The sequence below is a fragment of the Micromonospora palythoicola genome (assembly GCF_036689795.1).
Lineage (GTDB): Bacteria > Actinomycetota > Actinomycetes > Mycobacteriales > Micromonosporaceae > Micromonospora > Micromonospora palythoicola.
Genome location: NZ_JBAGKI010000075.1, coordinates 1 through 25137 on the forward strand (window position 1 = coordinate 1; position 25137 = coordinate 25137).

Genomic DNA, 25137 nt, shown 5'->3' on the forward strand with positions numbered 1-25137 from the left:
TCTGCGTGACCTGCAAGCAGCTGGAGGAGCGGCGCTGACGGCACGCTCCCCGGCGTCCGCCCGCGGCGGTGCGACCGCACCGCCGCGACAGCCGATGGGGAGCAGATGAGCGCAGCACCGCAAGCGGGATCCGGCATCGACGGGTCGGGCAGAGCCACGAGATCGCGGCGCCGGTCCGTCACGATCCTGCTCTCGCTCGCGGTGTTCGCGGTGGCCGTCGACCTGCTGACCAAGCACCTGTCCCTCCAGGAGCTCGGCGACCGCGAGCCGGTGCGGCTGCTCGGCGGGGCTCTCTACCTGTCGCTGACCCGCAACAGCGGGGCCGCGTGGAGTCTCGGCAAGGACTACACCTTCATCTTCCCGATCATCGCGATCGGGGTGCTGGCCTGGATCGCGTGGATGGCGCGGACGCTGCGCTCGGTTCCCTGGGCGGTCGCGCTGGGTCTGGTGGTCGGCGGGGTCGTCGGCAATCTGATCGACCGGATCTTCCGGGCCCCGGGCTGGTTCGTCGGACACGTGGTCGACATGTTCAGCGTCTTCGACCCGTACGGCCGGGTGTTCCCGATCTTCAACGTCGCCGACAGCGCCCTGGTCTGCGGCGTGCTGCTCGCCGTCGGGCTGGAGTTCACCGGCCGCCAGCGCGACGGCACCCGGGCGGTGGCCGACGACCGGGCGGGTGGCACCGACCGGGCGGGTGGCACCGACCGGGCGGGTGGCACCGACCGGGCGGACACGCCGACGGGCGAGGACACCACCGCCCGGCAGCCCGCCGCGGCCGGGGACCAGGGCGACACCGACGGCGGACGGCGGGAGCGGGCGTGACGGCCACCTACGCCGCCGGTGGCGACCAGCGCAGCCTGCCGGTACCCGACGGACTCGACGGAATGCGACTGGACCAGGTCGTCGCCCGGTTGTTCGGGCTGTCCCGCACCGCCGCCGCCGCGCTCGTCGACGCCGGAGAGGCACTCGTGGACGGCACGGTACGTCCCAACTCGCACAAGGTGCGGGCGGGTTCCTGGCTGGAGGTGACGCTGCCCGCGCCGGCCACCGCACCGGTGGTGGTGCCCCAGGCGGTGCCCGGCCTGCGGGTGGTGTACGCCGACGACGACATCGTGGTGGTGGACAAGCCGGTCGGCGTGGCCGCGCACCCCAGCCCCGGGTGGACCGGCCCGACCGTGATCGGCGGGCTCGCCGCCATCGGGCACACGATCGCCACCAGCGGTGCCGCCGAGCGTCAGGGCGTCGTGCACCGCCTCGACGTCGGCACCACCGGCGTCATGGTGGTGGCCAAGAGCGAGCAGGCGTACAGCGTGCTGAAACGCGCCTTCAAGTACCGCGAGGTGGAGAAGCGCTACCACGCGGTGGTGCAGGGGCATCTGGACCCGCTGCGCGGCACCGTCGACGCACCGATCGACCGGCATCCGCATCACGACTACCGCTGGGCGGTGGTCTCCGGCGGCAAACCGAGTGTCACCCACTACGACACCATCGAGGCGTTCCCGTCCGCGAGCCTGGTCGACGTGCGGCTGGAGACCGGCCGGACCCACCAGATCCGGGTGCACTTCTCGACGCTGCGGCATCCGTGCGTGGGTGACCTCACGTACGGAGCCGATCCGACACTCGCCGCCCGGCTCGGACTGGACCGGCAGTGGTTGCACGCCAGAGAGTTGAGCTTCGAGCACCCCCGTACGGGGGACGAGGTCCGCTTCGTCAGCGACTACCCTGACGATCTGGGACGCGCGTTGGAACTCCTCCGCGACTGACGCGTCCCGCCCGTTCCGACCGACCGACGAGGGGACCGCCCGTGCGCGCCGGCGATCTGCTGCGGAAGTTGGACCAGCGACTGCTGCCCCGCCTCGCCGCCACGGTGACCCGGCTGGGTAACGGCCCGGGCCGCACGCCGCTGCTCGGGTGGGTGGCGATGTTGTCGTGCACCGCGGTGCTGGCCACGGCCGTGCTCGCCACCGGTGGTCCGCCGGTGCCGGACCGCACGGTCGGCGAGGTGACCCGGGTGGGCGTGGTCGAGGGTGACTCGATCCCCCGTTACGAGGCGACTGCGGCGGCCGACCTGGCCGCGTTGGCCGGCTCGCTCGGTGACGGCACGTACGCACTGGTCTCGCTCACCGAGTACCTCACCCCGGACCGGCTCGCCGCGGTGGTCGGTGACGTGGGGGTCGCGATGGTGTTCGGACGCGTGCCGCTGCCGCAGCGGCAGACCGAGATCGTCCGCATCCCGGCACAGCGGGTGCCGGAGGACGTGACGGCCGGCATGATCAAGCTTGCCGAGCGCAAGGAGCGGGAGGCGGCCGACTACCGCGCCCGGGCCACCGCGCTGGGCGGTGGTGGACCGACCGAACGCGAACTACGCGGCCTGTACCTCAGCGGTGCCCAGGTCGCGGCGGCGGAGGCGGCCGCGTTCCGGGCCGGGTGCGCCTGCCTCTACGCCCTGGTGGTACGCGCCGAGCCGGCGAAGCTGCGGGGTGTGGCGGCCCGGTCCGGGGTGCGGGTGGTGGATCCCGCGCCCGAGGTCCGGCGGTTGGAACGGACGGTGTTCACTCCACCGCTGCCCGAGCAGCGGGACGTCGTCCGGCCGCCGGTCGACAAGACGGCCACACCGGAACCGACCGCGAGCGCCACCCCGGTCGCCACCCCCACCGGGGTCACCACCACCGGCGGTCCGCCCGTGCCGGTGCCGACCGTGGCCGAGCCGACGGTGGCGGACCGCTCGCCGGCACCGCCGCGGGTGACGGATTCGTCACCGTCGCCGTCGTCGCCCCCGCCGGCACCCAGGGCGTCGGCAGGGACGCCGTCCACCTCGGCAGACACCGCCGACACGGGCGATCCGGAGCCGACACCGTGACGGTTGTCGACAGATCCGGGTGTCGCCCGGTGTGGCCTCAGTAGGCTTTCGTTCGTAGCCTGTCAGACGGAGACCGAAGCGCTGGGGAGGCGATCCGTGGAGGGCAGCGAGACCGGTTGGGGACGGCCCGCCGAACCGGCACCGCGGTGGCGGGCGCTGCTCGACCGAGCCCGCCTCGGCGGTCGCGGCGCGGAGCCGCCGGCCGAGCGGCGGGGTGAGGAGCCGGCACCGTCGCCTGAGCCGTTGCCGCGGCGGGGGCCGGGCAGCGGCTACGCGGGCCGGGTACCGGCCGTCGGGCAGCCGGCGGACCGGTCGTACGGCGAGGAGCCGGCATACCGCGCCGAACCGGCCTATCGGGTCGACCCGGCGCTTCCCGCCCAGCCGTACCGGGGGCAGCCGGGGCCGCCGCCGTACCCGGCGGTGCCGGAGCCGCGCCGGCCGGAGCCGGTCGAGTCGCGGTACACCCTGTTGGACAACGGCTACCGGCACGCCGGGCCGCCGGTGGAGTCCCGGTACGCCCTGCTGGACAACGGTGGCTACCAGCCGCACTCGGCGGCCGTGGCGCCGCCGGCCGTGGCGCCGCCGAGCCCGCCGCCGCAGGCGGCACAGTTGCCGGCGGTGGCACCGGTGGCCCCGCCGCCGGCCGTGGCGCCACCGGCGACGGTGGCCGGCCGTCCGGGGCGGATCGAATGGCGGGCGCAGAGCGCCGGCAGCGACCTCGAACGGGCCGCCGCGGTGCTCCGTCGCGACCTGGGCACGCCCCGGGTGATCGCCTTCGCCAACCCGAAGGGCGGGGTGCACAAGACCACGGCCACCGTGCTGGCCGCGGCCACCGTCGGCAGCGTACGCGGCCGTGGTGTGCTGGCCTGGGACGACAACGAGCTACGCGGCACCCTCGGCCTGCGCGCCGGCAGCGCCCGGCATGCCCGCACCATCCGGCACCTGGTCGCCGATCTCGTCCAGATCGAGATCCGGGAGGGCGCCGAGCTGCTGGAGATCCTCGACGACTACCTGCGGCACGCCTCCGACGGGTCGTACGACGTGCTCGCCGGTGAGGAGAGCCCCCGGTTCGCCCAACGACTGGACCAGTTCACCGTCAAGCGGGTGCTGGAGCTGCTGCGTCGCACCCACGACGTGATCTGTGTGGACACCGGCAACAACGTGGAGAGCCCGAACTGGCGCACCGTCATGCAGGCGGCCGATCAGCTGGTGGTCACCACGGTGCCCCGCGAGGACGCGGCGTTCAGCGCCGACTGGATGCTCGACCTGCTGCACGAGGAGGGGATGGGCGAGTTGGCCGACAACGCCGTCACGCTGATCTCCTGCCCCACCCCCGGCCGGTTGCCGTTGCAGAGCGACCTGGAGAAGCATTTCGCCACCCGGACGAGGGCGGTGACCGTGGTGCCGTACGACCCGGCGCTGGAGACCGGCTCGTCGATCGAGTACCACCAGCTCCAGGGTGAGACCCGGCAGGCCTGGCTGCGGGCGGCCTCGGCGATGCTGGAGCCGTTCGGCCGGTGACCGACCGTCGGCTGCGGCCGGCTGGCCGGCGGGTGCAGATGACGGTGTCGGGCCGTACCGCCGCCGCTGCCCAGGTGATGGGTGCGATCGGCGCGTGCCGGGCGGCTCACGGCGAGCTGCTGCCGCGACACGGTGTACGACCGACGACGGTAGCTGCGAGGATCATCGGGTGAGCCCGAGCACCCCCGCCGCCGAACCGCCCGCACGGCCGCCGGCCGCCGTACCGCCGTGGCCGACCGAGCCGACGACCAGCCGGCCGGCGACGGACGCCGTCGGGCCGCCCACTGGGTCGGACACCGGGCCGACAGCCACCGGGCCGGCCGCCGAGGGCGTCGCGTCGCCAAGCGACGCGGCGGCGGGGGCCGAAGTGTCGTCCGCCGAGGCCACCGGGTCGACCGCCGGGCGGCCGGCCGGGCTCGGCCGCGCGGTGGCGGTCGGTGCGGCGACGGTGTTGGTGCTGGGCCTGCTGGGGGCCCCGCTCGGGTGGATCTGGGCGGCGGTCGCGCCGGCCACCCCGGTCGTCAGGAGCGGCGACGGCGCGGTCTACGGCCTGGCGCAGCCGGAACAGCCGATCGCCGCCGACGGGTGGTTCAGCCTGCTCGGGTTGGCCTTCGGGGTGCTCACCGCGCTCGCCGTGTGGTTCCTGCTGCGCCGTAACCGGGGACCGGTCGGGCTGGTCGTCGCGGCGGCCGGTGCGCTCGCCGCCGCGTTGGTCGCCTGGCAGGTGGGGCGTCGGGTCGGCCTGGCCGGCTACCAGCGGCTGCTGGACACCGCCCCGGAGGGCACCCGCTTCAGCAAGCCGGCCGACCTGCGGGCCGGCGGGATCGAGCTGTTCCTCGGGGTGTTGCCGCTGCCCTACGGCAACGTGCTGCTGCCGGCGTTCGCCGCCGCGGTGACGTACACCCTGCTCGCCGGCTGGTCGCGATGGCCGTCGCTGCGGCCCGAGCCGGAGCCGGACGGCGCCTGGCTCACCGCACCGCCGCCGCTGCCCGCGGGTCCGGCGGGCGAAACCGGTCCGGCGGGCGGGGTGAGTCCGGGGCCGGCGGGCGGGTTCAGTTCGGGGCCGGCGGCGGCGAGGCCAGTTCCGCCAGCGGCACCGGAACCGCCCGCACCTGGCGGAGCAGCGCCGCCTCGCGATTGAGCAGGTGCAGCTCGGCGCGCAGCCGGGCCGCCGTGTCGTCGATGGCGAGCAGCCGCTGGCGGTCCGTCACCGTCAACGCCGCGGTGGCGGCGACCAGGTGGGACAGCACCGTCGGATCCTCGGGAAGCTGCTCGGTCAGCTCACCGGCCTCGGCCCGGATCAGGCCCAGGTACTGCCGGAAGACGGCGATCACCCGGGCCGCCAGCAGGTCGGCGGTCTCGTCCGGGCCGTCCGGCTCGGGCAACCACTGCACCGCGGCGGTCAGGTACGGCGCGGAGTTCCGGTCGACCTCGCCCACCCGGAACCGTCGCCGCCCCACGGTGACGATGTCGAAGCCCCCGTCCGCCAACTCGGTGACCTGCCGCAGCTCGGCCGTGCAGCCCACCTCGTGCAGGGTGACGTCGCCGGACATCTCCTGACCGGCAGCGGAGGCGACCTCCCAGCCGCTGCGGATGGCGACCACCCCGAACTCGCGTGGTGCCCCGTCGGGCAGCGCGACCAGGTGCCGGACCAGCGCGCGGTAACGCTCCTCGAAGATGTGCAGCGGCAGTACCAGCCCTGGAAAGAGCACCGTGGCGAGCGGGAACACCGGTAGCCGTTCGGTCACGTGATCAAGCGTAGCCCGATCGGCGGGCGGTGGCGTGTCCCGGCTCACCGTCCCGGACAGCGGGCGGCGCCGGTCGGCCCGGCGGACGGCCGCCTAGACTCGCAGGCGTGTTGAACCGGATCGACCTGCGCGGTGGCGCGCGTGACCCGCGCCACCTGCTGCCTCGCGCCCAGCTCGACGTCTCCGTGGCGGTCGAGCGCATCCGCCCGATCGTCGCGGCGGTGCGCGAGCATGGTTACTCGGCGGTCCGCGAGGCCAGCCAGCGGTTCGACGGGGTAGCCCCGGAGGTGCTGCGGGTGCCGGCGGAGGCCATCGCTGCGGCGGAGGGCACGCTGGACGACCAGGTCCGGGCGGCGCTGCTGGAGTCGATCGCCAGGGCCCGGCGGGTGCACGCCGATCAGCGACGGGTCGACCACACCACCCAGGTCGTGCCGGGCGGCACGGTCACCGAGCGGTGGCTGCCGGTCGACCGGGTCGGCCTCTACGTTCCCGGTGGGCTGGCGATGTACCCGTCGACCGTGGTGATGAACGTGGTGCCCGCCCAGGCGGCCGGCGTCCGGTCGCTGGTGGTGGCCAGCCCGCCGCAGCAGGACAACGGTGGCCTGCCCGACCCACGGGTGCTCGCCGCCTGCGCGCTGCTCGGCGTCGACGAGGTGTACGCCGTCGGTGGGGCCCAGGCCGTGGCGATGCTGGCGTACGGCTGCGCCGTCGACGCCGCCGGCAGCGCGCACTGCGCTCCGGTGGACATGATCACCGGACCGGGAAACATCTGGGTCACCGCCGCGAAGCGGCTGCTGCGCGGGGTGGTCGGCATCGACGCGGAGGCCGGGCCGACCGAGATCGCGATCCTGGCCGACGACACCGCCGACCCGGTGCACGTCGCCGCCGACCTGATCAGCCAGGCCGAGCACGACCCCCTCGCGGCAAGTGTGCTGGTCACCCCGTCGGCCGCGCTGGCCGACGCGGTGGACCGGGAGTTGGCCCGGCTGGTGCCGGCGACCAAGCACGCCGAGCGGGTCGGCACCGCGCTGGGCGGCGAGCAGAGCGGCGTGGTGCTCGTCGACGATCTGGCAGCGGGGTTGCGGGTGGTCGACGCGTACGCGGCGGAACACCTGGAGATCCAGACCGTCGACGCCCGCCAGTGGGCGATGCGGGTACGCAATGCGGGGGCGATCTTCGTGGGCGCGTACTCGCCGGTGTCGTTGGGCGACTACTGCGCCGGCTCCAACCACGTGCTGCCCACCGGGGGTTGCGCCCGGCACTCGTCCGGGCTGTCGGTGCAGTCGTTCCTGCGCGGCGTGCACGTGGTGGAGTACACCGAGCAGGCGCTGCGGGAGGTCGCCGGGCACGTGGTGACGCTGGCGAACGTGGAGGACCTGCCGGCGCACGGCCAGGCGGTCACCGCCCGGTTCGGAGCCGCCGGATGACCGGGCTGGACGACCTGCCGATCCGTGACGACCTGCGGGGACGATCGCCGTACGGTGCGCCGCAGCTTGACGTGCCGGTGCGGCTGAACACCAACGAGAACTCCCACCCGGTGCCGGAGGCGGTGGCCGAGGCGATCGGCAAGGCCCTCACCGCGGAGCTGCGCGATCTCAACCGTTACCCGGACCGGGACGCGCTGGCGTTGCGTGCCGACCTGGCCGAATATCTCGGCCACGGGCTCACCGCCGACGGGGTGTGGGCGGCCAACGGCTCCAACGAGGTCCAGCAGCAGCTGCTCCAGGCGTTCGGCGGGCCGGGGCGCAGCGCGCTCGGGTTCACTCCGGCGTACTCGATGCATCCGCTGTTGGCGCTCGGCACGGGCACCCGGTGGGTGCCGGCCCGGCGGGGGGTCGACTTCGGGTTGACCGCCGACGAGGCGGTCGCGCAGGTCCGCGAGCACCGCCCGGACGTGGTCTTCCTCTGCTCGCCGAACAATCCCACCGGCACCGCGCTCGACCCGACGGTGATCGGTGCGGTGCTCGACGTCGCCCCGGGGATGGTGGTGGTCGACGAGGCGTACGCGGAGTTCGCCCGGCCGGGCACGGTCAGCGCCCTCGCGGTGTTGCCGGGTCACCCCCGGCTGGTGGTCACCCGGACGATGAGCAAGGCGTTCGGGTTCGCCGGTGGCCGGCTGGGCTACCTGGCCGCCGATCCGGCGGTGGTGGCTGCGGTGCAGCTGGTCCGGCTGCCGTACCACCTCTCCGCGCTCACCCAGGCCGCCGCGCGGGCCGCGCTGGCCCACCGTGAAGCCCTGCTCGCCACGGTCGCCGAGATATCCGAGCAGCGCGACCGCATCGTCGCCGAGCTGCGCCGTCGTGGCCTGCGGGTCGCCGACAGCGACGCCAACTTCGTGTTGTACGAGGTCGGCGGCGACCAGTCGGTGGCCTGGCGGGCACTGCTGGCGCGCGGCGTGCTGGTGCGTGACGTAGGCCTGCCCGGCTGGCTGCGGGTCACCGCCGGCACCCGGGCCGAGACCGACGCCTTCCTCACCGCCGTGCACGATATCCAGCGCGAGGGGTTGATCGCCCCGCAGCCGCTACCGACGAAAGGCACATCATGAGCCGGACCGCCCGGGTGGAGCGGATCACCAAGGAGACCAAGGTCCTGGTCGAGATCGACCTCGACGGCACCGGAGTGGCCGAGATCAGCACCGGGGTCGGTTTCTACGACCACATGTTGCACCAGATCGCCCGGCACGGCGGCTTCGACCTGACCGTGCGCACCGTGGGTGACCTGGAGATCGACGCGCACCACACGATGGAGGACACCGCGCTGGCCCTCGGTGCCGCGTTCGACCAGGCGCTCGGCGACAAGGCGGGCATCCGGCGCTACGGCTCGGCAACGGTGCCGATGGACGAGGTGCTGGTCCGGGCGGCCGTCGACCTCTCCGGCCGGCCGTACGTGGTGCACGACGAGCCGCCGCTGGCGCCGTACATCGGCCCGGTGTACCCGACCAGCATGACCCGGCACATCTGGGAGTCCTTCGGTCAGGCGGCCCGGATCACGCTGCACGTGGACGTGTTGCGGGCGGCCCGCCCCGGCGGGCACCCGGACGCCCACCACGTGGTCGAGGCGCAGTTCAAGGCGGTGTCCCGGGCGCTGCGTGAGGCCACCGCGGTGGACCCGACGGCGGGCGGGGCGATTCCCAGCACCAAGGGGGCGCTGTGACCGGCGCGGGTTCGGTGCGGCGGAGGTGTCGCCGGTGAGCGGCATCCTGCCCACGCTGCTGCTGATCCTGGCCGGGGTGCTGGTCGGTGGGGCGCTGTCCCTGCACCGGCAGGGGGCGCCGCGCGGCGCGGTGGTCGTCACCGCGCTGCTGGCGGTGCTGGCCACCGCCGCGGGTGTGCTCTGGCTGCTGCCGGGGGACGGGTCATGACCGGCCGGCCCGACGGCGGGGCGACCCCCCGTCGACGGCGTCGGATCGTGGTTCTCGACTACGGCTCGGGCAATCTGCGCTCCGCCGAGCGGGCGCTGGCCGCGGCCGGGGCCGATGTGTTGGTCACCGGTGATCTCGCGGCCGCCGCCGACGCCGACGGCCTGGTGGTGCCCGGGGTCGGCGCCTTCGCCGCGTGCGTGGCCGGCATCGAGGCGATCGGCGCCGGGCCGGTGATCGCCGGGCGGGTCGCCGCCGGCCGCCCGGTGCTGGGCATCTGCGTGGGCATGCAGATCCTCTTCGAGTCCGGCGACGAACACGGGGTGGTGACCAAGGGACTGGGCCTGCTGCCGGGCACGGTGACCCGGCTCGCCGCCGCCCGGCTGCCGCACATGGGCTGGAACACCGTGCAGGCGCCGGTCGGCTCGGTGCTCTTCGCCGGCCTGCCCGCCGACAGCCGGTTCTACTTCGTCCACTCGTACGCCGTCGCCGACCCGGCCGCGCTGACCGCGTCGGGCGCTCGGGTGACCACGGCGCACCACGACTGCGACTTCGTCGCGGCGGTGGAACGCGGTGCGCTGTCAGCCGCCCAGTTCCACCCCGAGAAGTCCGCCGACACCGGTGCCGCGTTGCTGCGCAACTGGCTGGCCACCGTGCCCGCCGGTGACTGAGTTGGCCGGTGCCGCCCGCCGGGGGCCACGGTGAGCCGGGAACGGGCCCAGCGGCGGGCGGCCCGGGAGGCGGAGGCGGCCCGGCAGCGGGTGCTGCGGGAGCGCGCCGCCGCCCGCCGGGCCCGCCGTCGGGCGCTGGTCCGCCGGGTGGTGCCGACGGTGCGCCGTGGCCGCACCGGTCGGCTGCCCCGATACTCCCAGGGCGAGCGGGCCGCCATCGTGGCGCTCACCCTGGCCGCGATCACCCTGATCTGGGTGTTCGTGCCCGACCTGGCGTTGCGGGTCGGGCTGATCCTGCTGCTGCTGCTCGTCCTGCCGGTGATCGTGGTGATCGCCCTGGACCGCCGTTGACCATGCGAGAGGGACCCGACACATGAGCCTCACCCTGTTGCCCGCCGTGGACGTCGCCGACGGCCAGGCCGTCCGGCTCGTGCAGGGCGCCGCGGGCAGCGAGACCACCTACGGCGACCCGCTGGAGGCCGCGCTCGCGTGGCAGCGGGACGGTGCCGAGTGGATCCACCTGGTCGATCTCGACGCCGCGTTCGGCCGGGGCAGCAACGCCGAACTGCTCGCCGAGGTGGTGCGCCGCCTCGACGTACGGGTGGAACTGTCCGGTGGCATCCGGGACGACGCCTCGCTGCGCGCCGCGCTGGCCACCGGTGCCGAGCGGGTGAACATCGGCACCGCCGCGCTGGAGGACCCGCAGTGGTGTGACCGGGTCTGCGCGGAGTACGGCGACCGGGTGGCGATCGGGCTGGACGTGCGCGGCCGGACCCTGGCGGCCCGGGGCTGGACCCGCGACGGCGGCGACCTGTACGAGGTGCTGGAGCGGCTCGACAAGGCCGGTGCCTCCCGTTACGTGGTCACCGACATCACCAAGGACGGCACCATGCGCGGACCGAGCCTGGACCTGCTGCGCGAGGTGTGCGCCCGTACCGACGCCCCGGTGATCGCCTCCGGCGGCGTCTCCACCCTGGACGACCTGCGGGCCCTGGCCACCCTGGAGCCGGTCGGGGTGGAGGGGGTCATCGCCGGCAAGGCGCTCTACGCGGAGGCGTTCACCGTGGCGGAGGCCCTGGCGGTCCTCGCGAACCCGTGATCCGGCGGCGGCCCGGCCGCGCCGCCGCCCGACCCGCAGAGGAAGGACGCTCCCGTGCCCACCAACCGTGAGATCCAGTTGGCCGCCCGCCCGCAGGGCTGGCCCACCGAGGACAATTTCCGGCTCGTCACCGCCGAGGTGCCCACGCCCGGTCCGGGGCAGCTGCTGGTGCGCAACCGGTACATGTCGGTGGACCCGTACATGCGCGGGCGGATGAACGACGTGCGGTCGTACGTGCCGCCGTTCGCCCTGGACGCGCCGCTCGACGGCGGGGCGGTCGGTGAGGTGGTCGACGGTTCCGTCGACGGTTTCGCCCCGGGCGACACGGTGCTGCACGGCCTCGGCTGGCGGGACTACGCGCTGGTCGAGGCGAAGACCGTCCGCAAGGTCGACCCGGATCTGGCGCCGGTGACCGCCTACCTCGGTGTGCTCGGGATGACCGGGCTGACCGCGTACGCCGGGCTGCTGGAGGTGGCCGCGATGCGTCCGGGTGAGACGGTCTTCGTCTCCGGGGCGGCCGGTGCGGTCGGCAGCATGGTCGGCCAGATCGCCCGGCTCCGCGGCGCGGGTCGGGTGGTCGGCAGCGCCGGGTCGGCGGCCAAGGTCGAGCGGCTGCGGGCGCTCGGCTTCGACGCCGCGTTCGACTACCACGACGGTCCGGTACGCGACCTGCTGCGGGCCGCCGCTCCCGACGGTGTCGACGTCTACTTCGACAACGTGGGTGGCGAGCACCTGGAGGCGGCCATCTCGTCGATGAACGTGCACGGCCGGGCGGCGATCTGCGGCATGATCGCGCAGTACAACGACACCGAGGCGCCGGCCGCCCCGCGCAACCTGGCCCAGGTCATCGGCAAGCGGCTGACCCTGCGCGGTTTCCTGGTCAATGATCACGGCCACCTGCGGGAGCAGTTCGTGCGAGAGGTCTCCGGGTGGCTGCGCGAGGGCGCACTCGCCTACGACGAGACGATCGTCGACGGCCTGGAGAACGCCCCTGCGGCCTTCCTCGGCCTGCTGCGGGGGGAGAACCTCGGCAAGATGCTGGTGCGGCTGTGACCGGCGGCGCGGACCGTCAGGTCGAGCGGGGTGCCGGGCGTCGTCCGGGCGGCGATAGGCTCGTCGCATGACGGTGGCGGTACGGGTGATCCCCTGTCTCGACGTGGACGCGGGACGGGTGGTCAAGGGCGTCAACTTCGTCGACCTGCGGGACGCGGGTGACCCCGTCGAGCTGGCCGCCGCGTACGACCGTGCGGGTGCCGACGAGTTGACCTTCCTCGACGTCACCGCCTCGTCGAGTGACCGGGGCACCATGCTCGACGTGGTCCGCCGTACCGCCGAGTCGGTCTTCATTCCGCTGACCGTCGGCGGTGGGGTGCGGACGGTGGCGGACGTGGACACCCTGCTGCGCGCGGGGGCCGACAAGATCGGCGTGAACACGGCGGCGATCGCGCGTCCGGAACTGCTCGCGGAGATCGCGGAGCGGTTCGGTCGGCAGGTGCTGGTGCTCTCGCTCGACGTGCGGCGGGCAGCGGTGGGCACCACGGCAAGCGGCTTCGAGGTGACCACCCACGGCGGGCGGCGCGGCACCGGGCTGGACGCCGTGCAGTGGGCGCGTCGCGGCGCCGAGCTGGGCGCGGGCGAGATCCTGCTCAACTCGATGGACGCCGACGGCACCAAGGCCGGTTTCGACCTGGAACTCATCGGCGCGGTGCGCCGGGTCGTCGACGTTCCGGTGGTGGCCAGCGGGGGCGCCGGTGCGGCGGCCCACTTCCCGCCGGCCATCGGCGCCGGCGCCGACGCGGTGCTGGCCGCCAGCGTGTTCCACTTCGGGGAGCTGACCGTGGCGGAGGTCAAGGACGTGCTGCGCGGCGCCGGCCACCCGGTGCGCTGACACCGGCGGGAACGCTGCTGCCGGCGGGCCGCGTCCCGGCCCGCGACGGACGACGGCGTGGCGGTCAGCCGCGGCCGGAGTGTCCCTCGGGGGAGCGCCGGGGCATCGGGATCGAGCGCACCAGATATTCCTGTACGGCGGCGGCGTGCTCCCGCTCGTCGAGGTGCCAGTCCGCGGTGCCCGGCGCGCGCCGGCGGCTGAGCACCCCCTGCACCGTGTCGACGGTGGTGGCCAGCCCGGCGCTGGGCCGGGAGCGCCACAGGTGTTCGCCGTCGGGGGTGATCCGGAACCAGCCGTCGGAGACGTCGACCAGCCCGGCACCGAGCAACCGGCGGATCGCCTCCTCGATGTCGTGCCGTTCGGGAATGCTCTGGTCGAGATGGTCGGCCGTGGAGAGCACGTCGGCGAGGCGTACTCCCTCGGGGCGGCGGGTGGTCGTGGACCGTCGGTGGCGTCCGGCGCCGCTGGCGATCACCAGCGAGACGAAGATCCATGCGTCGGTACGACGCCAGGCGTTGTCCCCCATGCGGAGATTCTGCCGGGCGACCCGGCTTCAGGAAAACACCGACCGCCGCACTGCGACCGTGAGTGGCATCATGATTGCCGACAGTCGATGCGGGTGGACGGAATCGACTCGATCCGGTATGGGTCGGTGGCGCTGGGTGTTCGTCAGGTGGCCGGGGCCGGCTCGATCCGTTCCACCCTCGGTGGTTCCGGCTCGGCGACGTCGAACAGGGGCAGGAAAAGCTGGGCCAGTGGTCCGATGGTCAGCGCGTAGGCGATGGTGCCGATGCCGACCGTACCGCCGAGCACGGCGCCCACGGCCAGCACGCCGACCTCGATGATGGTGCGGACCAGGCGTAGCGACCGGCCGGGGCGGCGGGCGACCAGGCCGGTCATCAACCCGTCCCGGGGGCCGGGTCCGAGTCGGGCGCCGAGGTAGAGCGCGGTGGCCGCGCCGTTGCCGACGATCCCGGCGATCAGCAGGGCGATCCGCAGCGCGAGTGGCCCCCCGGGGGGTAGCAGGGCCAGGGTCACGTCGACCGCCAGGCCGATCACCACCACGTTGGCGACGGTGCCGAGGCCGGGGCGCTGGCGCAGCGGGATCCAGGCCAGCAGCACCAGCGCGCCCACCGCGATGACCACCGTGCCCATGCTCAGGCCGGTCAGTCGGGACAGCCCCTGGTGGAAGACGTCCCACGGGTTCAGGCCGAGCCCGGAGCGGATCATCAGCGCCATGCTGAAGCCGTAGATGACGAGCCCGACGAACAGGTGCGTCAGCCGTCGTACCGGCCGGTGCCGGAGGTTGCCAATCATTGCCACGCATGCCACTCTAGGTGCCAATTGGCGTCGCGATAGAGCCAATATCGGGGGAGTGGCCATGGTGAGTCAGGTGCGTGGGGTCCAATTGGCCCGACTGCTCGGGCAGTGGCACGCCCTGCCCGGTCGGCGACGCAGCCCCGACTATGCCGCCTTGGCCGGCGCGGTACGCGGCCTGCTCGCCGACGGTCGGCTCCCCCTCGGCGTGCGTCTGCCCGCCGAACGGGACCTGGCCGAGGCGTTGCGGGTCAGCCGTACCACCGTCACGGCCGCGTACCGCGAGCTGCGCGACAGCGGACACCTGGCCAGCCGGCGGGGTGCCGGAAGCTGGACGATGCTGCCGGGGACGCACCGGGTGGCGCCGAACGGACTGTGGATCCCACTGGACGACCGGGACATGCTCGACCTCGGTGTGGCGGCGTTGTCCGCCCCGCCCGAGCTGCTGCCGGCGGCCCGGGCGGCGGCCGAGGATCTGCCCCGCTACCTCAACGGCGCCGGGTACCACCCGATCGGGATCATCGAGCTGCGGGAGGCGGTCGCCCAGCGGTACACCGAACGGGGGCTGCCCACCTCACCCGACCAGATCATGGTCACCAACGGCACCCAGCACGCCCTGGACCTGGTGCTGCGGTTGGCGCTCGCGCCGGGCGGCGGGGTCCTGGTGGAGTCGCCGAGCTACCCGAACGCGCTGGCGGCCCTGGCCGCCCGGCGGGCCCGGATCACCACGTACGGCCTGGCCGCCGACGCCGACGGCTGGGACGCGGACCTGCTACTGGGCACGTTGCGGCAGGTGCGACCCCGCGTCGGTTACCTGATTCCCGACTTCCAGAACCCGACCGGGCACCTGATGCCGGCCGAGCTACGGGAACGGCTGGTGGCCACCGCGCACGCGGTCGGCACCGACCTGGTGATCGACGAATCGTTCGTGGACCTGCCGCTGGACGGGACCGACCTGCCGCCGCCGACCGCGAGCTTCGACCGGCACTCCCGGGTGGTGAGCGTCGGTGGCATGAGCAAGCCGTTCTGGGGCGGGCTGCGGATCGGCTGGATCCGGACCTCGGCGCCGCAGGTGCAGCGGCTGGCCGCGGCGCGGGTGGGTGTCGACATGTCCAGCCCCGTGCTGGATCAGCTGGTCGCGGTGCACCTGCTGACGGTCGCGCCGGACATCGTGGCCGCCCGGCGGGCGCAGCTGGCCGTGCAGCGTGACGCGTTGCTCGGCGCGCTGGCCAGCCGGCTGCCGGAGTGGCGGGTCACCGTGCCGCGCGGCGGGGTGACGCTCTGGGCCGAGCTGGACGGGCCGATCTCCAGCGCGCTGGCACGGGCCGCCGAGGAGGTTGGCGTACGCCTGGCGCCCGGCCCCCGCTTCGGCCTCGACGGGACGCTGGAGCGCTTCCTGCGGCTGCCGTTCACCCTGCCGGCCACCGACCTGGTCGAGGCGGTCGGGCGGATCGCGGCGGTCCGTTACGACCTGGACCGGGCGGGGCAGACCCGCTGGCCGGAGCCGAGCGTCATCGCCTGAACCGTCGCCGCCGGTCGTGGCGCGACACGGATCGGCCCCGCACCCCGGGGAGGGACGAGTGCGGGGCCGACGCGGTGGGGTCGTCAGATCTCGGCGACGGTGCCGGCGTACATCTTGTCGATCTCGTCGGAGAAGTTGCTCTCCACACCCCGACGCTTGATCTTCAACGACGGGGTGATCTCGCCGTCCTCGATGGTCAGATCGCGCGGCAGGATGGTGACCTTCTTGATGGTCTCCCAGCGGTTCAACTTCTGGTTGAGCTGGGCGACGTACTCCTCGACCATGGCCTGGGCCTCGGGGGAGGCCACGATCTCGGCGTACGGGCGACCTTCCAGCGGGGTGCCGGCCGCCCAGCCGGTGATGGCGTCCGGGTCCAGCGTCACCAGCATGGTGCAGTAGTTGCGGGCCTGACCGATCACCACGGCCTGCGAGGTGTACGGGCAGGTGGCCTTGAACATGCCCTCGATGTGCGACGGCGCGACGTACTTGCCGCCGGAGGTCTTGACCAGGTCCTTCTTGCGGTCGGTGATGCGCAGGTAACCGTCGTCGTCGAGGCTGCCGATGTCACCGGTACGGAAGAAGCCGTCCTCGGTGAAGGCGGCGGCGGTCTCCTCGGGCAGGTTGTGGTAGCCCCGCATAACCGGTCGACCCTTGATCAGGATCTCGCCGTCGGTGTCGATGCGGCACTCGAGGTCGCCCATGGCCTTGCCGACGGTGCCGATCCGCAACCCTTCGGGCGGGTTGACGAAGTTGCCGGCGCTGGTCTCGGTCAGCCCGTAGCCCTCGGAGATCGGCAGGTTCGCCGCGGCGAAGAAGGTGGCGATCTCCGGGCTCAGCGGAGCGGCACCGGAGACCAGCACCCGGATCCGGCCACCGAGACGGGCCTGGAGCTTGCTGAAGACCAGCTTCTCCGCCAGCGTGTACTTGAGCTTCAGCCCACCCGGCACCGGCTTGCCGGCCTGCTCCAGGGCGACCTTCTCCTTGCCGACGCCGACCGCCCACGCGAAGATCTTGGCCTTCGCCCCACCGGCGCCCTGGGCGGTCGTGACCGACTTGTTGTAGACCTTCTCGAAGACCCGGGGCGCGCCGCACATCAGCGTCGGGCGGACCACCGAGAGCAGCTCGACGAGCTTGTCGACCCGACCGTCCACGTACGTGGGCAGGCCGACGTGCGTGGCGCCGCAGAGCAGCGTCTTGCCGAACGAGTGGGACAGCGGCAGCCAGAGATACTGCAGGTCGTCCTCGCGGAGCAGCCCGACCGCCTCCTGCGCCACGCCCTCCCAGCACCAGCCGCCGTGCAGCAGCTCGACACCCTTGGGTCGCCCGGTGGTGCCGGAGGTGTAGATCAGGGTGGCCAGGTGATCCGGGCCGATGCCGGCGACCAGGCGCTCGATCAGCTCCGGGTCCTCGGCGAGCCGCTGGGCCCCCTGCTCCTCCAGCTGAGCCAGGGTCAGCTGGGGCACGGCCGCGGACGGGTCGGGGGCGCCGTCGAAGAGGACCACGTGGGTCAGCGCGGGCAGCTGCGCTCCGGCGATCTTGGCCGCCTGGTCCGGGTTCTCCGCGAACAGCACGCTGGAGCCGGAGTCGGAGATGATGTAGGTGGCGTCCTCGGGCTCGGTGGTCGGGTAGACCGTGGTCGTGGCGCCGCTGGCGCACATGATGCCGAAGTCGGCGATCACCCACTCGATCCGGGTGTTCGCCAGGATCGCGACCCGGTCCTCCTGACCGACGCCCAGGCCGTGCAGGCCGGCGGCGACCGCCTTGGCCCGCTGCGAGACCTGTGCCCAGGTCAGCCAGACCGGTCCGTCCGGGCCGGGGTGGGCAAAGGCGTGGCGGTCGGGGGACGCCGCCACGCGCTTGAGGAACATGTCAGGAATTGAGGTGTACGGTACATCGAGAGCCATCGCTGTAGCCGCCTTCGGGGGTGGAGGCGTGACGGTCGTCACGGTCGGTGTTCGTTACCGAAGGGTATTGCCTGTCACCGGGCGTCGGCTAGCCCTGACGATCATCCACCAGTCCGTTCCCGGCAGATGGAAGCCTCGTCTCACGCGTAGCGCGCCGCCGCCCGTGACCAGTCGTAGGTGGCCCGGATCCAGTTCCGCCGGCTGGCCAGCGCCGGGCGCACCGCGTCGCCGTGGTGGGCCAACAGGTCGGTCTCGGCCGCCAGGTACGCGCCGAGCCGGTCGTTGAACCGGTCGGCGGCGGCCCGCAGCGCCGTCGACTCGTCGCCGGTCTCCCTGGTCAGCACCGTGATCAGATTGTGCGCGTCCGGCCCGCCGTGGTGCTCCTTGGCGTAGGAGAAGACGTCGTTGCACCAGCAGATCAGGTCGGCGGCGAGCATCTCCAGGGTGGCCCAGCCGGGGTCGGCCCGGCGGACGGCCGGTGGAAAGCCGTCCAGGGCCAGGTCGGTCAGGGTGAGGCTGGGGTACACCGCGCCGGTGTGTCGGCGCATCTGGACGTACTCGTCGACCGGCGGAACCCGCTCGTGCTCCCGGTTCGCCGCCTCCCACAGCAGCGCGAGCAGGTACTCGCGCATCCCGGCGACGAACCGCAGCAGCACGGCCGGGCGCCGGTGGCCGCGTACCCGTTGGCACAGGTCGGTCAGCCCGAGCGCCAGCGTCCCGGCTGCTCCGGGCGGCGTCGGACCCGGCGCGCCCTGACGGTCCAGCACGTCCAGCAACGCGGCCACGGTCGGCGCGAGTCGGGTGGGCTCGGCGCCGAGCCCGTCCTCGTCGCAGGCGTCGTCCATCACGAACAGCCAGGAGATCAGATCGGTCAGCAGACGCAGACGCTCCGGCGGGGCCTGCGGGCAGGCCCGTCCGGCGAGCCCGGCGGCATCCGCCCGGTGCAGCCGCTGGCCGTTACTGATCAGGCCCAGTTGCTGCGCCCAGTCCGCGCTCTCCCGGGCCACGCGCTCGGTTTCACCGTGCCGGACGCCGGTGAACGGAGGCTCTCGCAGGGCCGAGACCACAAAGCTTCGCATCGCGCTCCCTGTCGCCACCCCCCCACGAGGCGGCGCGGGTCAGCGTACGGGAGCACCGATGGTGGTCGGTCGATGCGTCAAGTAACGTTTCGGAAATTGTCGTGACCGGTTCCGTACAGAGGGTTAGAAGCCCAGGCTGGCGGTGCGGAGTCGATCGGCCAGCGCCGGCGGTCCGTCGAGCTGCACCCGCGCCGCGCGCTGCCGGCCGGACAGGAACAGGGCCAGCTCACCGGGCGTGCCGACCAGCCGCAGCGGTTCGCCGCCCCGCCCGGTGGCCACCTCACCGTGGCCGGGAGCCTGCACCAGCACCTGGGCGGGGAAGCGGCGCAGGGCCAGCCGACCGAGCGCCGACAGCCGTCGCCACAACGCCCGCTCCAGCCCCACCGGCAGGTCGCGCGGCTGCCAGCCCGCCCGGGCCCGGCGGACGTCCTCGTGGTGGATGAAGAACTCCAAGGTGTTCGTCAGCTCGTCGGTGAGCGGGTTGCTCACCGGACTCCACACCGGTGGGTGCCGCACCTGGCCGAGCAGCTCGGTCCAGTCGAGCGCGGCGACCCGGCGTCGCACCCGTTCGGCGTGGCCGCCGAGTGGGGGGACGACGATTCCCGCCGCGGCGTCCGGCCGACGTTCCCGCACCACCAGATGCGCGGCGAGGTCACGGGTCGTCCAGCCCTCGTTGAGGGTCGGGGCGTCCGGGCCCAGGGTGGACATCAGCTCGGCGAGCGCCTCGCGCTCCGATCGGGCGTACCGCGGCATGACAGTGATCGTAGGCCGAGGTGGCCGGGGTCGCGTGTCGAGCGGCGCGCCGTCGATCCGGTCCGCGGCGTGACGTCGGACATATCGCCTCGGGTCGGCGTAGCGGACGCGTAGCGGTAAGGATGAGAGATGATTGTGGCGGCTTACGGCGGGGGAGAATGTGGCGAGCGGGACTAGTCGGGACGTGCTCGGTCGCGGGCTGAGCGTCCTCGGGCGGGCCATCCGGGAACAACCGAGGATCTTCGCGGTCGCCGTGTCTGGCAGCGTGCTGTTCGGCCTGATGGTGGTCGCCAGCGCGTTCGTGGTCGGCGCGGTCGTCGGTGACGTGGTGGTGCCGGCCGTGCAGACCGGTTCGGTGGCGGTGGGCGCGCTGGCGCTGGCCGCCGCGGCGCTGCTCGGGCTGAGCGTGCTGCGGGTGGTCGGCATCTTCGGTCGCCGACTGGGCGCCGGCTACATGCAGTTCCGCCTCCAGGCCGCCTACCGTCGCCGGGTCACCCGCCGCTACCTGGAACTGCCGCTGTCCTGGCACCACCGCAACGCGACCGGCACGCTGCTGTCCAACGCCAACTCCGACGTCGAGGCCGCCTGGCAGCCGATCGCGCCGCTGCCCTTCGCGGTGGGCACGCTCGTGATGCTGGTCGGTGCGGTGACGTCGCTGTTCGCCGTCGACTGGGCGCTGGCGCTGGTCGGGCTGGCCGTCTTTCCGGCCCTGTTCGCGCTCAACGTGGCGTACTCCCGTCGGATGGCCCCGCGCCAGGCGCGGGCGCAGCGGCTGCGCGCCGAGGTCAGCGGCATCGCCCACGAGAGCTTCGACGGCGCCCTGGTGGTCAAGACGATGGGTCGGGAGGCCCAGGAGACCGCCCGGTTCGCGGCCCGGGCCGGCCAGTTGCGCGACGCGCTGATCTCGGTCGGCCGGCTGCGGGGCATCTTCGACCCGATGCTGGAGACGCTGCCCAGTCTCGGCACCCTCGCGGTGCTGGTGGTCGGGGCGTACCGGCTGCGGCAGGGCGCCATCGAGGTGTCCGAGCTGGTCAGCGTGGCCTTCCTGTTCACCGTGCTGGCCTTTCCGGTGCGGGCCATCGGCTGGGTGCTCGCCGAACTGCCGCGCAGCGTCGCCGGCTGGGACCGGATCCGCCGGGTACTCGACGCCACCGGCGAGATGCCGTACGGCGACATCCGGCCCGACCCGGCCGTGGCGACGCCGGCCACGCTCACCTTCACCGACGTCGGCTTCGCCTACGAACCCGCCGAGGCGCACCTGCCCGGCGCCGAGGTGTTGGGCGAGGTCTCCTTCACGGTGCCGGCCGGCAAGACCGTCGCCCTGGTCGGGCCGACCGGGGCCGGCAAGTCCACCGTCACCGCGCTGGCGGTCCGGCTGGTCGATCCCCGGTCGGGCACGGTGAGCATCGACGGGGTGGACGTCCGGGACCTGGCCGCGGACGTGCTCGCCGGTACCGCCGCGCTCGTCGCCCAGGTGCCGTTCGTGTTCGACGACACCGTACGGGCCAACGTGTCGCTGGACCGGCCCGGCGTGGACGACGAGGCCGTCTGGGCCGCGCTGCGGCTGGCCGAGGCCGACGGGTTCGTCGCCGCCCTGCCCGACGGGCTGGACACCATGGTCGGTGAGCGGGGCACCTCGCTCTCCGGCGGCCAGCGGCAGCGGCTCACCCTCGCCCGGGCGTTGGCGGGACGTCCCCGCCTGCTGGTGCTCGACGACGCGACGAGCGCGGTCGACCCTCGGGTGGAGGCCGCCATCCTGGCCGGGCTGCGCTCCTCGGCCGGCGGCGGCCCGGGCGCGTCGATCCTGGTGGTGGCCTACCGGCGGGCGACCATCGCCCTCGCCGACGAGGTCATCTACCTGGAGCAGGGGCGGGTGGTGGCGCGGGGCACGCACAGCACGCTGCTGGCCACCGTGCCGGGTTACGCCGATCTCGTCACCGCCTACGAGCAGGCCGAGGTCGACCACGACCGGCAGCGCACGTACGACGAGGTCACCCCGATGACCTCCGGACTGGAGGTGGACCGGTGAGCGCGAGGAGTGAGCTTGCGAGCCCCGCAGTCGCGAACGGAAGGGTGGACCGGTGAGTGTGGGCTCGGTACGGGGCGGCGAGGCGCCGGAGCAGGCCGAGTCGACGTGGCGGACGCTGCGGCGGGGGCTGGCGCTCTCCCCGGAGCTGCGGGTGGGGCTGGCCGGCACCCTCGGTCTGGCCCTCGTGTACATGGTCGGCCGGGTGGCCGTGCCGGTGGCGGTGCAGCAGGGCATCGACCGGGGTATCGCCGGTGGGTTGAACCTGGACGCGTTGTTCGTGGTGGTGTCGGTCACCGCCGCGGTGCTGGTGGTGACCACGGCCTGTGGCTACCTGATGATGCGCCGACTGTTCACGGTCAGCGAGACGGCCCTGGCGGGGGTACGGGTACGTGCCTTCCGGCACGTGCACGACCTGTCGATGCTGCACCAGCAGTCGGAGCGGCGCGGTTCGCTGGTGTCCCGGGTGACCAGCGACGTCGACCAGATCACCCAGTTCCTCCAGTGGGGTGGGGTGATCCTGCTGGTCAACCTGGGTCAGCTGGCGGTCACCACGGCCGTGATGCTGGCGTACTCGTGGCAGTTGACGCTTGTGGTGTTCGCCGCCTTCGGGCCGGCGGTGCTGGTGATCCGGCTGCTCCAACGCCGGCTCGCCGCGGCGTACGGGGTGGTCCGGCAGCGCACCGGTGCCCTGCTGGGGGCGGTCGGGGAGAGCGTGGTCGGCGCGCCGGTGATCCGGGCGTACGGCATCGCGGGACGCACCGCCCGGCGGCTGGACGAGGCGATCGACGGTCAGCGGCGGGCCCAGCAGAAGGCGATCCGGATCAGCATTCTCGGCAGCTCGGTCGGTGAGCTGGCCGCCGGTCTGGCGTTGGCCGGCGTGGTGGTGCTGGGGGTGTTCCTCGGTGCCGACCGGACGCTGAGCATCGGTGAGATCACCGCGTTCCTGTTCCTGGTGACGCTCTTCATCCAGCCCGTGCAGATCGCCACCGAGGTGCTCAACGAGGCGCAGAACGCCATCGCCGGCTGGCGTCGGGTGCTCGACGTGCTGGACGTCGCACCGGACGTGGCGGATCCCGGACCGCAGGGGCGGGAACTGCCCACCGGTCCGCTGGACATCCGCTTCGCCGACGTGCGCTTCGCCTATCCGGGTGGTCCGACGGTGCTGCACGACATCAGCCTGGAGATCCCGGCGAAGAGCCGGGTGGCGGTGGTCGGTGAGACCGGCAGCGGCAAGACCACCTTCGCCAAGCTGGTCACCCGGCTGATGGACCCGTCGGCGGGGGCGGTGCTGCTGTCGGGGGTGCCGCTCACCGACGTGCGTTTCGACTCGCTGCGCTCCCGGGTGGTGATGGTGCCGCAGGACGGATTCCTGTTCGACGCCACGGTGGCCGACAACGTCCGCTTCGCCCGTCCGGAGCTGACCGATGAGCAGCTCGCCGCCGCCTTCACCGAGTTGGGTCTGGCCGACTGGCTGGACGGGCTGCCCGCCGGGTTGGCGACCGGGGTGGGCGAGCGTGGCGAGGCGTTGAGCGTGGGGGAGCGCCAGTTGGTGGCGCTGGCCCGGGCGTACGTGGCCGATCCGGACCTGCTGGTGCTGGACGAGGCGACAAGTGCGGTGGACCCGGCCACCGAGGTGCGGTTGCAGCGGACGTTGGACGCGGTGACCCGGGGCCGGACCACCCTGGCGATCGCCCACCGGCTGTCGACCGCGCAGAACGCCGACGAGGTGATCGTGGTGGACCGGGGGCGGATCGTGCAGCGTGGCTCGCACGACGAGCTGATCCGCGACCCGGATTCGGTGTACGGACTGCTCTACGCCTCGTGGCTTGAGCAGACCCGGTAGACGCCGTCGGGCCGATGCCATACCCTCCGAGTTAGGTAAGCCTAACCTCAAAGGAGGTCGTGTCATGCGGCCCAGCCCCGCCGAGATCGTCCGGACCCTGGTCGCGGGCCGGTTGCCCGGCCTCGTCCATCTGGCCTGCCGGCCCGGCCTGCACCACGCGCGCCACGCCACCGACCCCGAGGGGCGGGTGCTGCTGCTGGTGCCGGTGGTGAGCGATCTCGCGGCGGCGTTGGGCGCCGAGGACCGGGCGGTCGCGGTGGTGCTCGACGTGCTCGACCTGCCGCCCGCCGCCGGGGCGCCGTCACTGGGCCGGGCCCTGGTCTCCGGTTGGGCGCGTCGGTTGGCCGGTGACGAGGCGCGGGCCGCCGCGGTGGATTTCGCGACGGTGGAGCCCACCGGCGACCTGCTCGACGTCGGCACCCGCTTCCGGCTGTTCCGCTTCGAGGTGGCCGAGGCCCGTTGGCACCGGGCCGGCGAGTTGCGCCGCGTCGATCCGCAGGCGTACGCGGAGGCCGAGCCGGATCCGCTGCACCCGGTCGAGGCGGAGCTGCTCGCCGACCTGGGCGAGGACCACGCCGCGCGGCTGACCGGCTACCTGTGCCGGCAGCTCGGCCTTGCCGCCGGTCCGGCCGACCACGCGCCGCGGGTCGAGCGGATCGACAGGTACGGGATGCTGGTGAGCTTCGGCCGGCCGGGCGCCCGGCGACGGGCCCGGCTCGCCTTCGGCCGCCGGCTGGCCGGCCGGGCCGAGTTGACCCGACTGCTGCACCCGGTGCTCCGCGCGGGCTGAGCTACCGCTCCGACGGTGCCGAGTGGGGCACACCGTCGAGAGCGCCGGTGAGATAGCGGTGCACGGTCGGGCCGACCGTGGCGATCAGGGTCTCCGGCGGGGCGGAGGCGACCGGTTCCAGCCGGATCACGTAGCGCATCAGCGCCAGCCCGACGAGTTGACTGGCCACCAGCGAACCGCGCAGCGGCACCTCGGCCGGGTCGACGTCGAGATGATCGAGAACGCGGCGCAACACCTGGGTGGTGAGGAACTCGCGCAGCAGCCGGGCGGTCCACTCGCTGCTGACCGCGGAACGCAGCAGGGCCACCCCGGCGGCACCGGCCGGCGAGTCCCACACCGTGACGAACATGCGGACCAGCCGCTCGCCGAGGGCGGCACGGTCACCGGCGAGCACCTTCGGCAGCAGTTCCCCGGGGTTGACCGGAAAGCGCATGGCGGCCAGGAAGAGTTGCTCCTTGGTGCCGAAGTAGTGGTGCACCAGGGCCGGGTCGACCCCGGCCGAGGCGGCGATGGCCCGGATGGTGCTGGCGTCGTAGCCGCGTTCGGCGAAGGCGGCGCGGGCCGCGTCGAGGATCGTGTCCCGGGTGCCGGGTCTGCCCGGTCGCCGTCCGCTGCGCCGTACCATCGTCCTCCCTTGCTCCTGTCCGTGGTGGCGCCCCCCCCCCCCCCCGGGGCCCGGCCCGGGGGGCCCCCCCCGCGCGCCCCCCGGGCCCCCGCGGCGGGGGGGCGGCGCGCGCCCCCCCCCCCCCCCCCCC

General features: G+C 73.6%; 24 protein-coding genes and 1 pseudogene. 18 read left to right on the top strand and 7 right to left on the bottom strand.

The features are described from left to right. Positions 1–105: 105 nt before the first annotated feature. The 5 genes and pseudogenes from lspA to V5O40_RS24115 all read left to right on the top strand — a co-directional run. Positions 106–666 (top strand): annotated as a pseudogene (gene lspA / locus V5O40_RS24095) (signal peptidase II); the annotation flags it as partial. 152 nt (positions 667–818) lie between these two features. Continuing rightward, positions 819–1763, top strand: a complete 945-nt coding sequence (locus V5O40_RS24100; RefSeq protein WP_332907578.1) for an RluA family pseudouridine synthase — start codon at positions 819–821, stop codon at positions 1761–1763. A gap of 41 nt (positions 1764–1804) precedes the next feature. Beyond that, entirely contained in the window at positions 1805–2860 is a 1056-nt protein-coding gene (locus tag V5O40_RS24105; protein ID WP_332907579.1) for a hypothetical protein, read from the top strand. A gap of 96 nt (positions 2861–2956) precedes the next feature. Further along, positions 2957–4381: a MinD/ParA family ATP-binding protein gene (locus V5O40_RS24110; protein WP_332907580.1), complete on the top strand. Its 1425-nt coding sequence runs from the start codon at positions 2957–2959 to the stop codon at positions 4379–4381. A gap of 169 nt (positions 4382–4550) precedes the next feature. After that, positions 4551–5522, top strand: coding sequence for a DUF2567 domain-containing protein (locus V5O40_RS24115; RefSeq protein ID WP_332907581.1), 972 nt, complete (start codon positions 4551–4553; stop codon positions 5520–5522). On the opposite strand, the gene V5O40_RS24120 is transcribed toward V5O40_RS24115, so the two are convergent. Next, complete coding sequence (locus V5O40_RS24120) at positions 5434–6129, bottom strand: LON peptidase substrate-binding domain-containing protein (RefSeq protein ID WP_332907582.1); 696 nt, start codon at positions 6127–6129, stop codon at positions 5434–5436. The two genes, V5O40_RS24115 and V5O40_RS24120, sit on opposite strands and share 89 nt — an antisense overlap. Positions 6130–6236: 107 nt before the next feature. Between V5O40_RS24120 and hisD the strand changes: the two genes are divergently transcribed. From hisD to hisF, 9 genes are all read left to right on the top strand, one after another. Beyond that, a complete protein-coding gene (gene hisD, locus V5O40_RS24125; protein WP_332907583.1) occupies positions 6237–7556 on the top strand; it encodes a histidinol dehydrogenase in 1320 nt (439 codons plus the stop codon). Further along, a complete protein-coding gene (locus V5O40_RS24130; RefSeq protein WP_332907584.1) occupies positions 7553–8674 on the top strand; it encodes a histidinol-phosphate transaminase in 1122 nt (373 codons plus the stop codon). The genes hisD and V5O40_RS24130 overlap by 4 nt, the downstream gene beginning before the upstream one ends. Further along, positions 8671–9282: an imidazoleglycerol-phosphate dehydratase HisB gene (gene hisB, locus V5O40_RS24135; RefSeq protein WP_269737461.1), complete on the top strand. Its 612-nt coding sequence runs from the start codon at positions 8671–8673 to the stop codon at positions 9280–9282. Before V5O40_RS24130 ends, hisB begins: the two co-directional genes overlap by 4 nt. Before the next feature lie 34 nt (positions 9283–9316). Further along, a complete protein-coding gene (locus V5O40_RS24140) occupies positions 9317–9490 on the top strand; it encodes a hypothetical protein (RefSeq protein ID WP_247673964.1) in 174 nt (57 codons plus the stop codon). Next, entirely contained in the window at positions 9487–10158 is a 672-nt protein-coding gene (hisH, locus tag V5O40_RS24145) for an imidazole glycerol phosphate synthase subunit HisH (RefSeq protein WP_332907585.1), read from the top strand. The genes V5O40_RS24140 and hisH overlap by 4 nt, the downstream gene beginning before the upstream one ends. Before the next feature lie 30 nt (positions 10159–10188). Continuing rightward, on the top strand, positions 10189–10509 hold the full coding sequence (locus tag V5O40_RS24150; protein ID WP_164449172.1) for a hypothetical protein: 321 nt from the start codon (positions 10189–10191) through the stop codon (positions 10507–10509). Positions 10510–10531: 22 nt separating this feature from the next. After that, positions 10532–11257, top strand: a complete 726-nt coding sequence (gene priA, locus V5O40_RS24155) for a bifunctional 1-(5-phosphoribosyl)-5-((5-phosphoribosylamino)methylideneamino)imidazole-4-carboxamide isomerase/phosphoribosylanthranilate isomerase PriA (RefSeq protein WP_332907586.1) — start codon at positions 10532–10534, stop codon at positions 11255–11257. A gap of 54 nt (positions 11258–11311) precedes the next feature. After that, positions 11312–12310: an NADP-dependent oxidoreductase gene (locus V5O40_RS24160; protein WP_332907587.1), complete on the top strand. Its 999-nt coding sequence runs from the start codon at positions 11312–11314 to the stop codon at positions 12308–12310. 67 nt (positions 12311–12377) lie between these two features. Next, complete coding sequence (gene hisF, locus V5O40_RS24165; RefSeq protein WP_269737456.1) at positions 12378–13145, top strand: imidazole glycerol phosphate synthase subunit HisF; 768 nt, start codon at positions 12378–12380, stop codon at positions 13143–13145. A gap of 64 nt (positions 13146–13209) precedes the next feature. On the opposite strand, the gene V5O40_RS24170 is transcribed toward hisF, so the two are convergent. Together V5O40_RS24170 and yczE are read right to left on the bottom strand one after the other, a co-directional pair. Continuing rightward, entirely contained in the window at positions 13210–13671 is a 462-nt protein-coding gene (locus V5O40_RS24170) for a hypothetical protein (RefSeq protein ID WP_332907588.1), read from the bottom strand. 143 nt (positions 13672–13814) lie between these two features. Continuing rightward, entirely contained in the window at positions 13815–14468 is a 654-nt protein-coding gene (gene yczE / locus V5O40_RS24175; RefSeq protein WP_332907589.1) for a membrane protein YczE, read from the bottom strand. Between the two features lie 58 nt (positions 14469–14526). Here yczE and yczR point away from each other — a divergent pair, with 58 nt between their 5' ends. Further along, a complete protein-coding gene (gene yczR, locus V5O40_RS24180; RefSeq protein WP_332907590.1) occupies positions 14527–15984 on the top strand; it encodes a MocR-like transcription factor YczR in 1458 nt (485 codons plus the stop codon). An 83-nt stretch (positions 15985–16067) separates the two neighbouring features. Here the strand turns inward: yczR and V5O40_RS24185 are convergent, their stop codons facing one another. The 3 genes from V5O40_RS24185 to V5O40_RS24195 form a co-directional block, all read right to left on the bottom strand. Continuing rightward, positions 16068–17888: an AMP-dependent synthetase/ligase gene (locus V5O40_RS24185; protein WP_332907591.1), complete on the bottom strand. Its 1821-nt coding sequence runs from the start codon at positions 17886–17888 to the stop codon at positions 16068–16070. 140 nt (positions 17889–18028) lie between these two features. Further along, positions 18029–18967, bottom strand: coding sequence for a terpene synthase family protein (locus V5O40_RS24190; protein ID WP_332907592.1), 939 nt, complete (start codon positions 18965–18967; stop codon positions 18029–18031). Positions 18968–19090: 123 nt separating this feature from the next. Beyond that, on the bottom strand, positions 19091–19720 hold the full coding sequence (locus V5O40_RS24195) for a TIGR03085 family metal-binding protein (RefSeq protein ID WP_332907593.1): 630 nt from the start codon (positions 19718–19720) through the stop codon (positions 19091–19093). A 160-nt stretch (positions 19721–19880) separates the two neighbouring features. Here V5O40_RS24195 and V5O40_RS24200 point away from each other — a divergent pair, with 160 nt between their 5' ends. From V5O40_RS24200 to V5O40_RS24210, 3 genes are all read left to right on the top strand, one after another. Continuing rightward, positions 19881–21749, top strand: coding sequence for an ABC transporter ATP-binding protein (locus tag V5O40_RS24200; protein ID WP_332907594.1), 1869 nt, complete (start codon positions 19881–19883; stop codon positions 21747–21749). Positions 21750–21807: 58 nt separating this feature from the next. Next, positions 21808–23592 (top strand): ABC transporter ATP-binding protein, encoded by a 1785-nt coding sequence (locus tag V5O40_RS24205; RefSeq protein ID WP_332907597.1) that lies wholly within the window; start codon positions 21808–21810, stop codon positions 23590–23592. A gap of 64 nt (positions 23593–23656) precedes the next feature. After that, positions 23657–24382, top strand: a complete 726-nt coding sequence (locus V5O40_RS24210; RefSeq protein WP_332907595.1) for a DUF2470 domain-containing protein — start codon at positions 23657–23659, stop codon at positions 24380–24382. A gap of 1 nt (position 24383) precedes the next feature. On the opposite strand, the gene V5O40_RS24215 is transcribed toward V5O40_RS24210, so the two are convergent. Next, entirely contained in the window at positions 24384–25007 is a 624-nt protein-coding gene (locus V5O40_RS24215) for a TetR/AcrR family transcriptional regulator (protein WP_332907596.1), read from the bottom strand. Positions 25008–25137 lie beyond the last annotated feature (130 nt).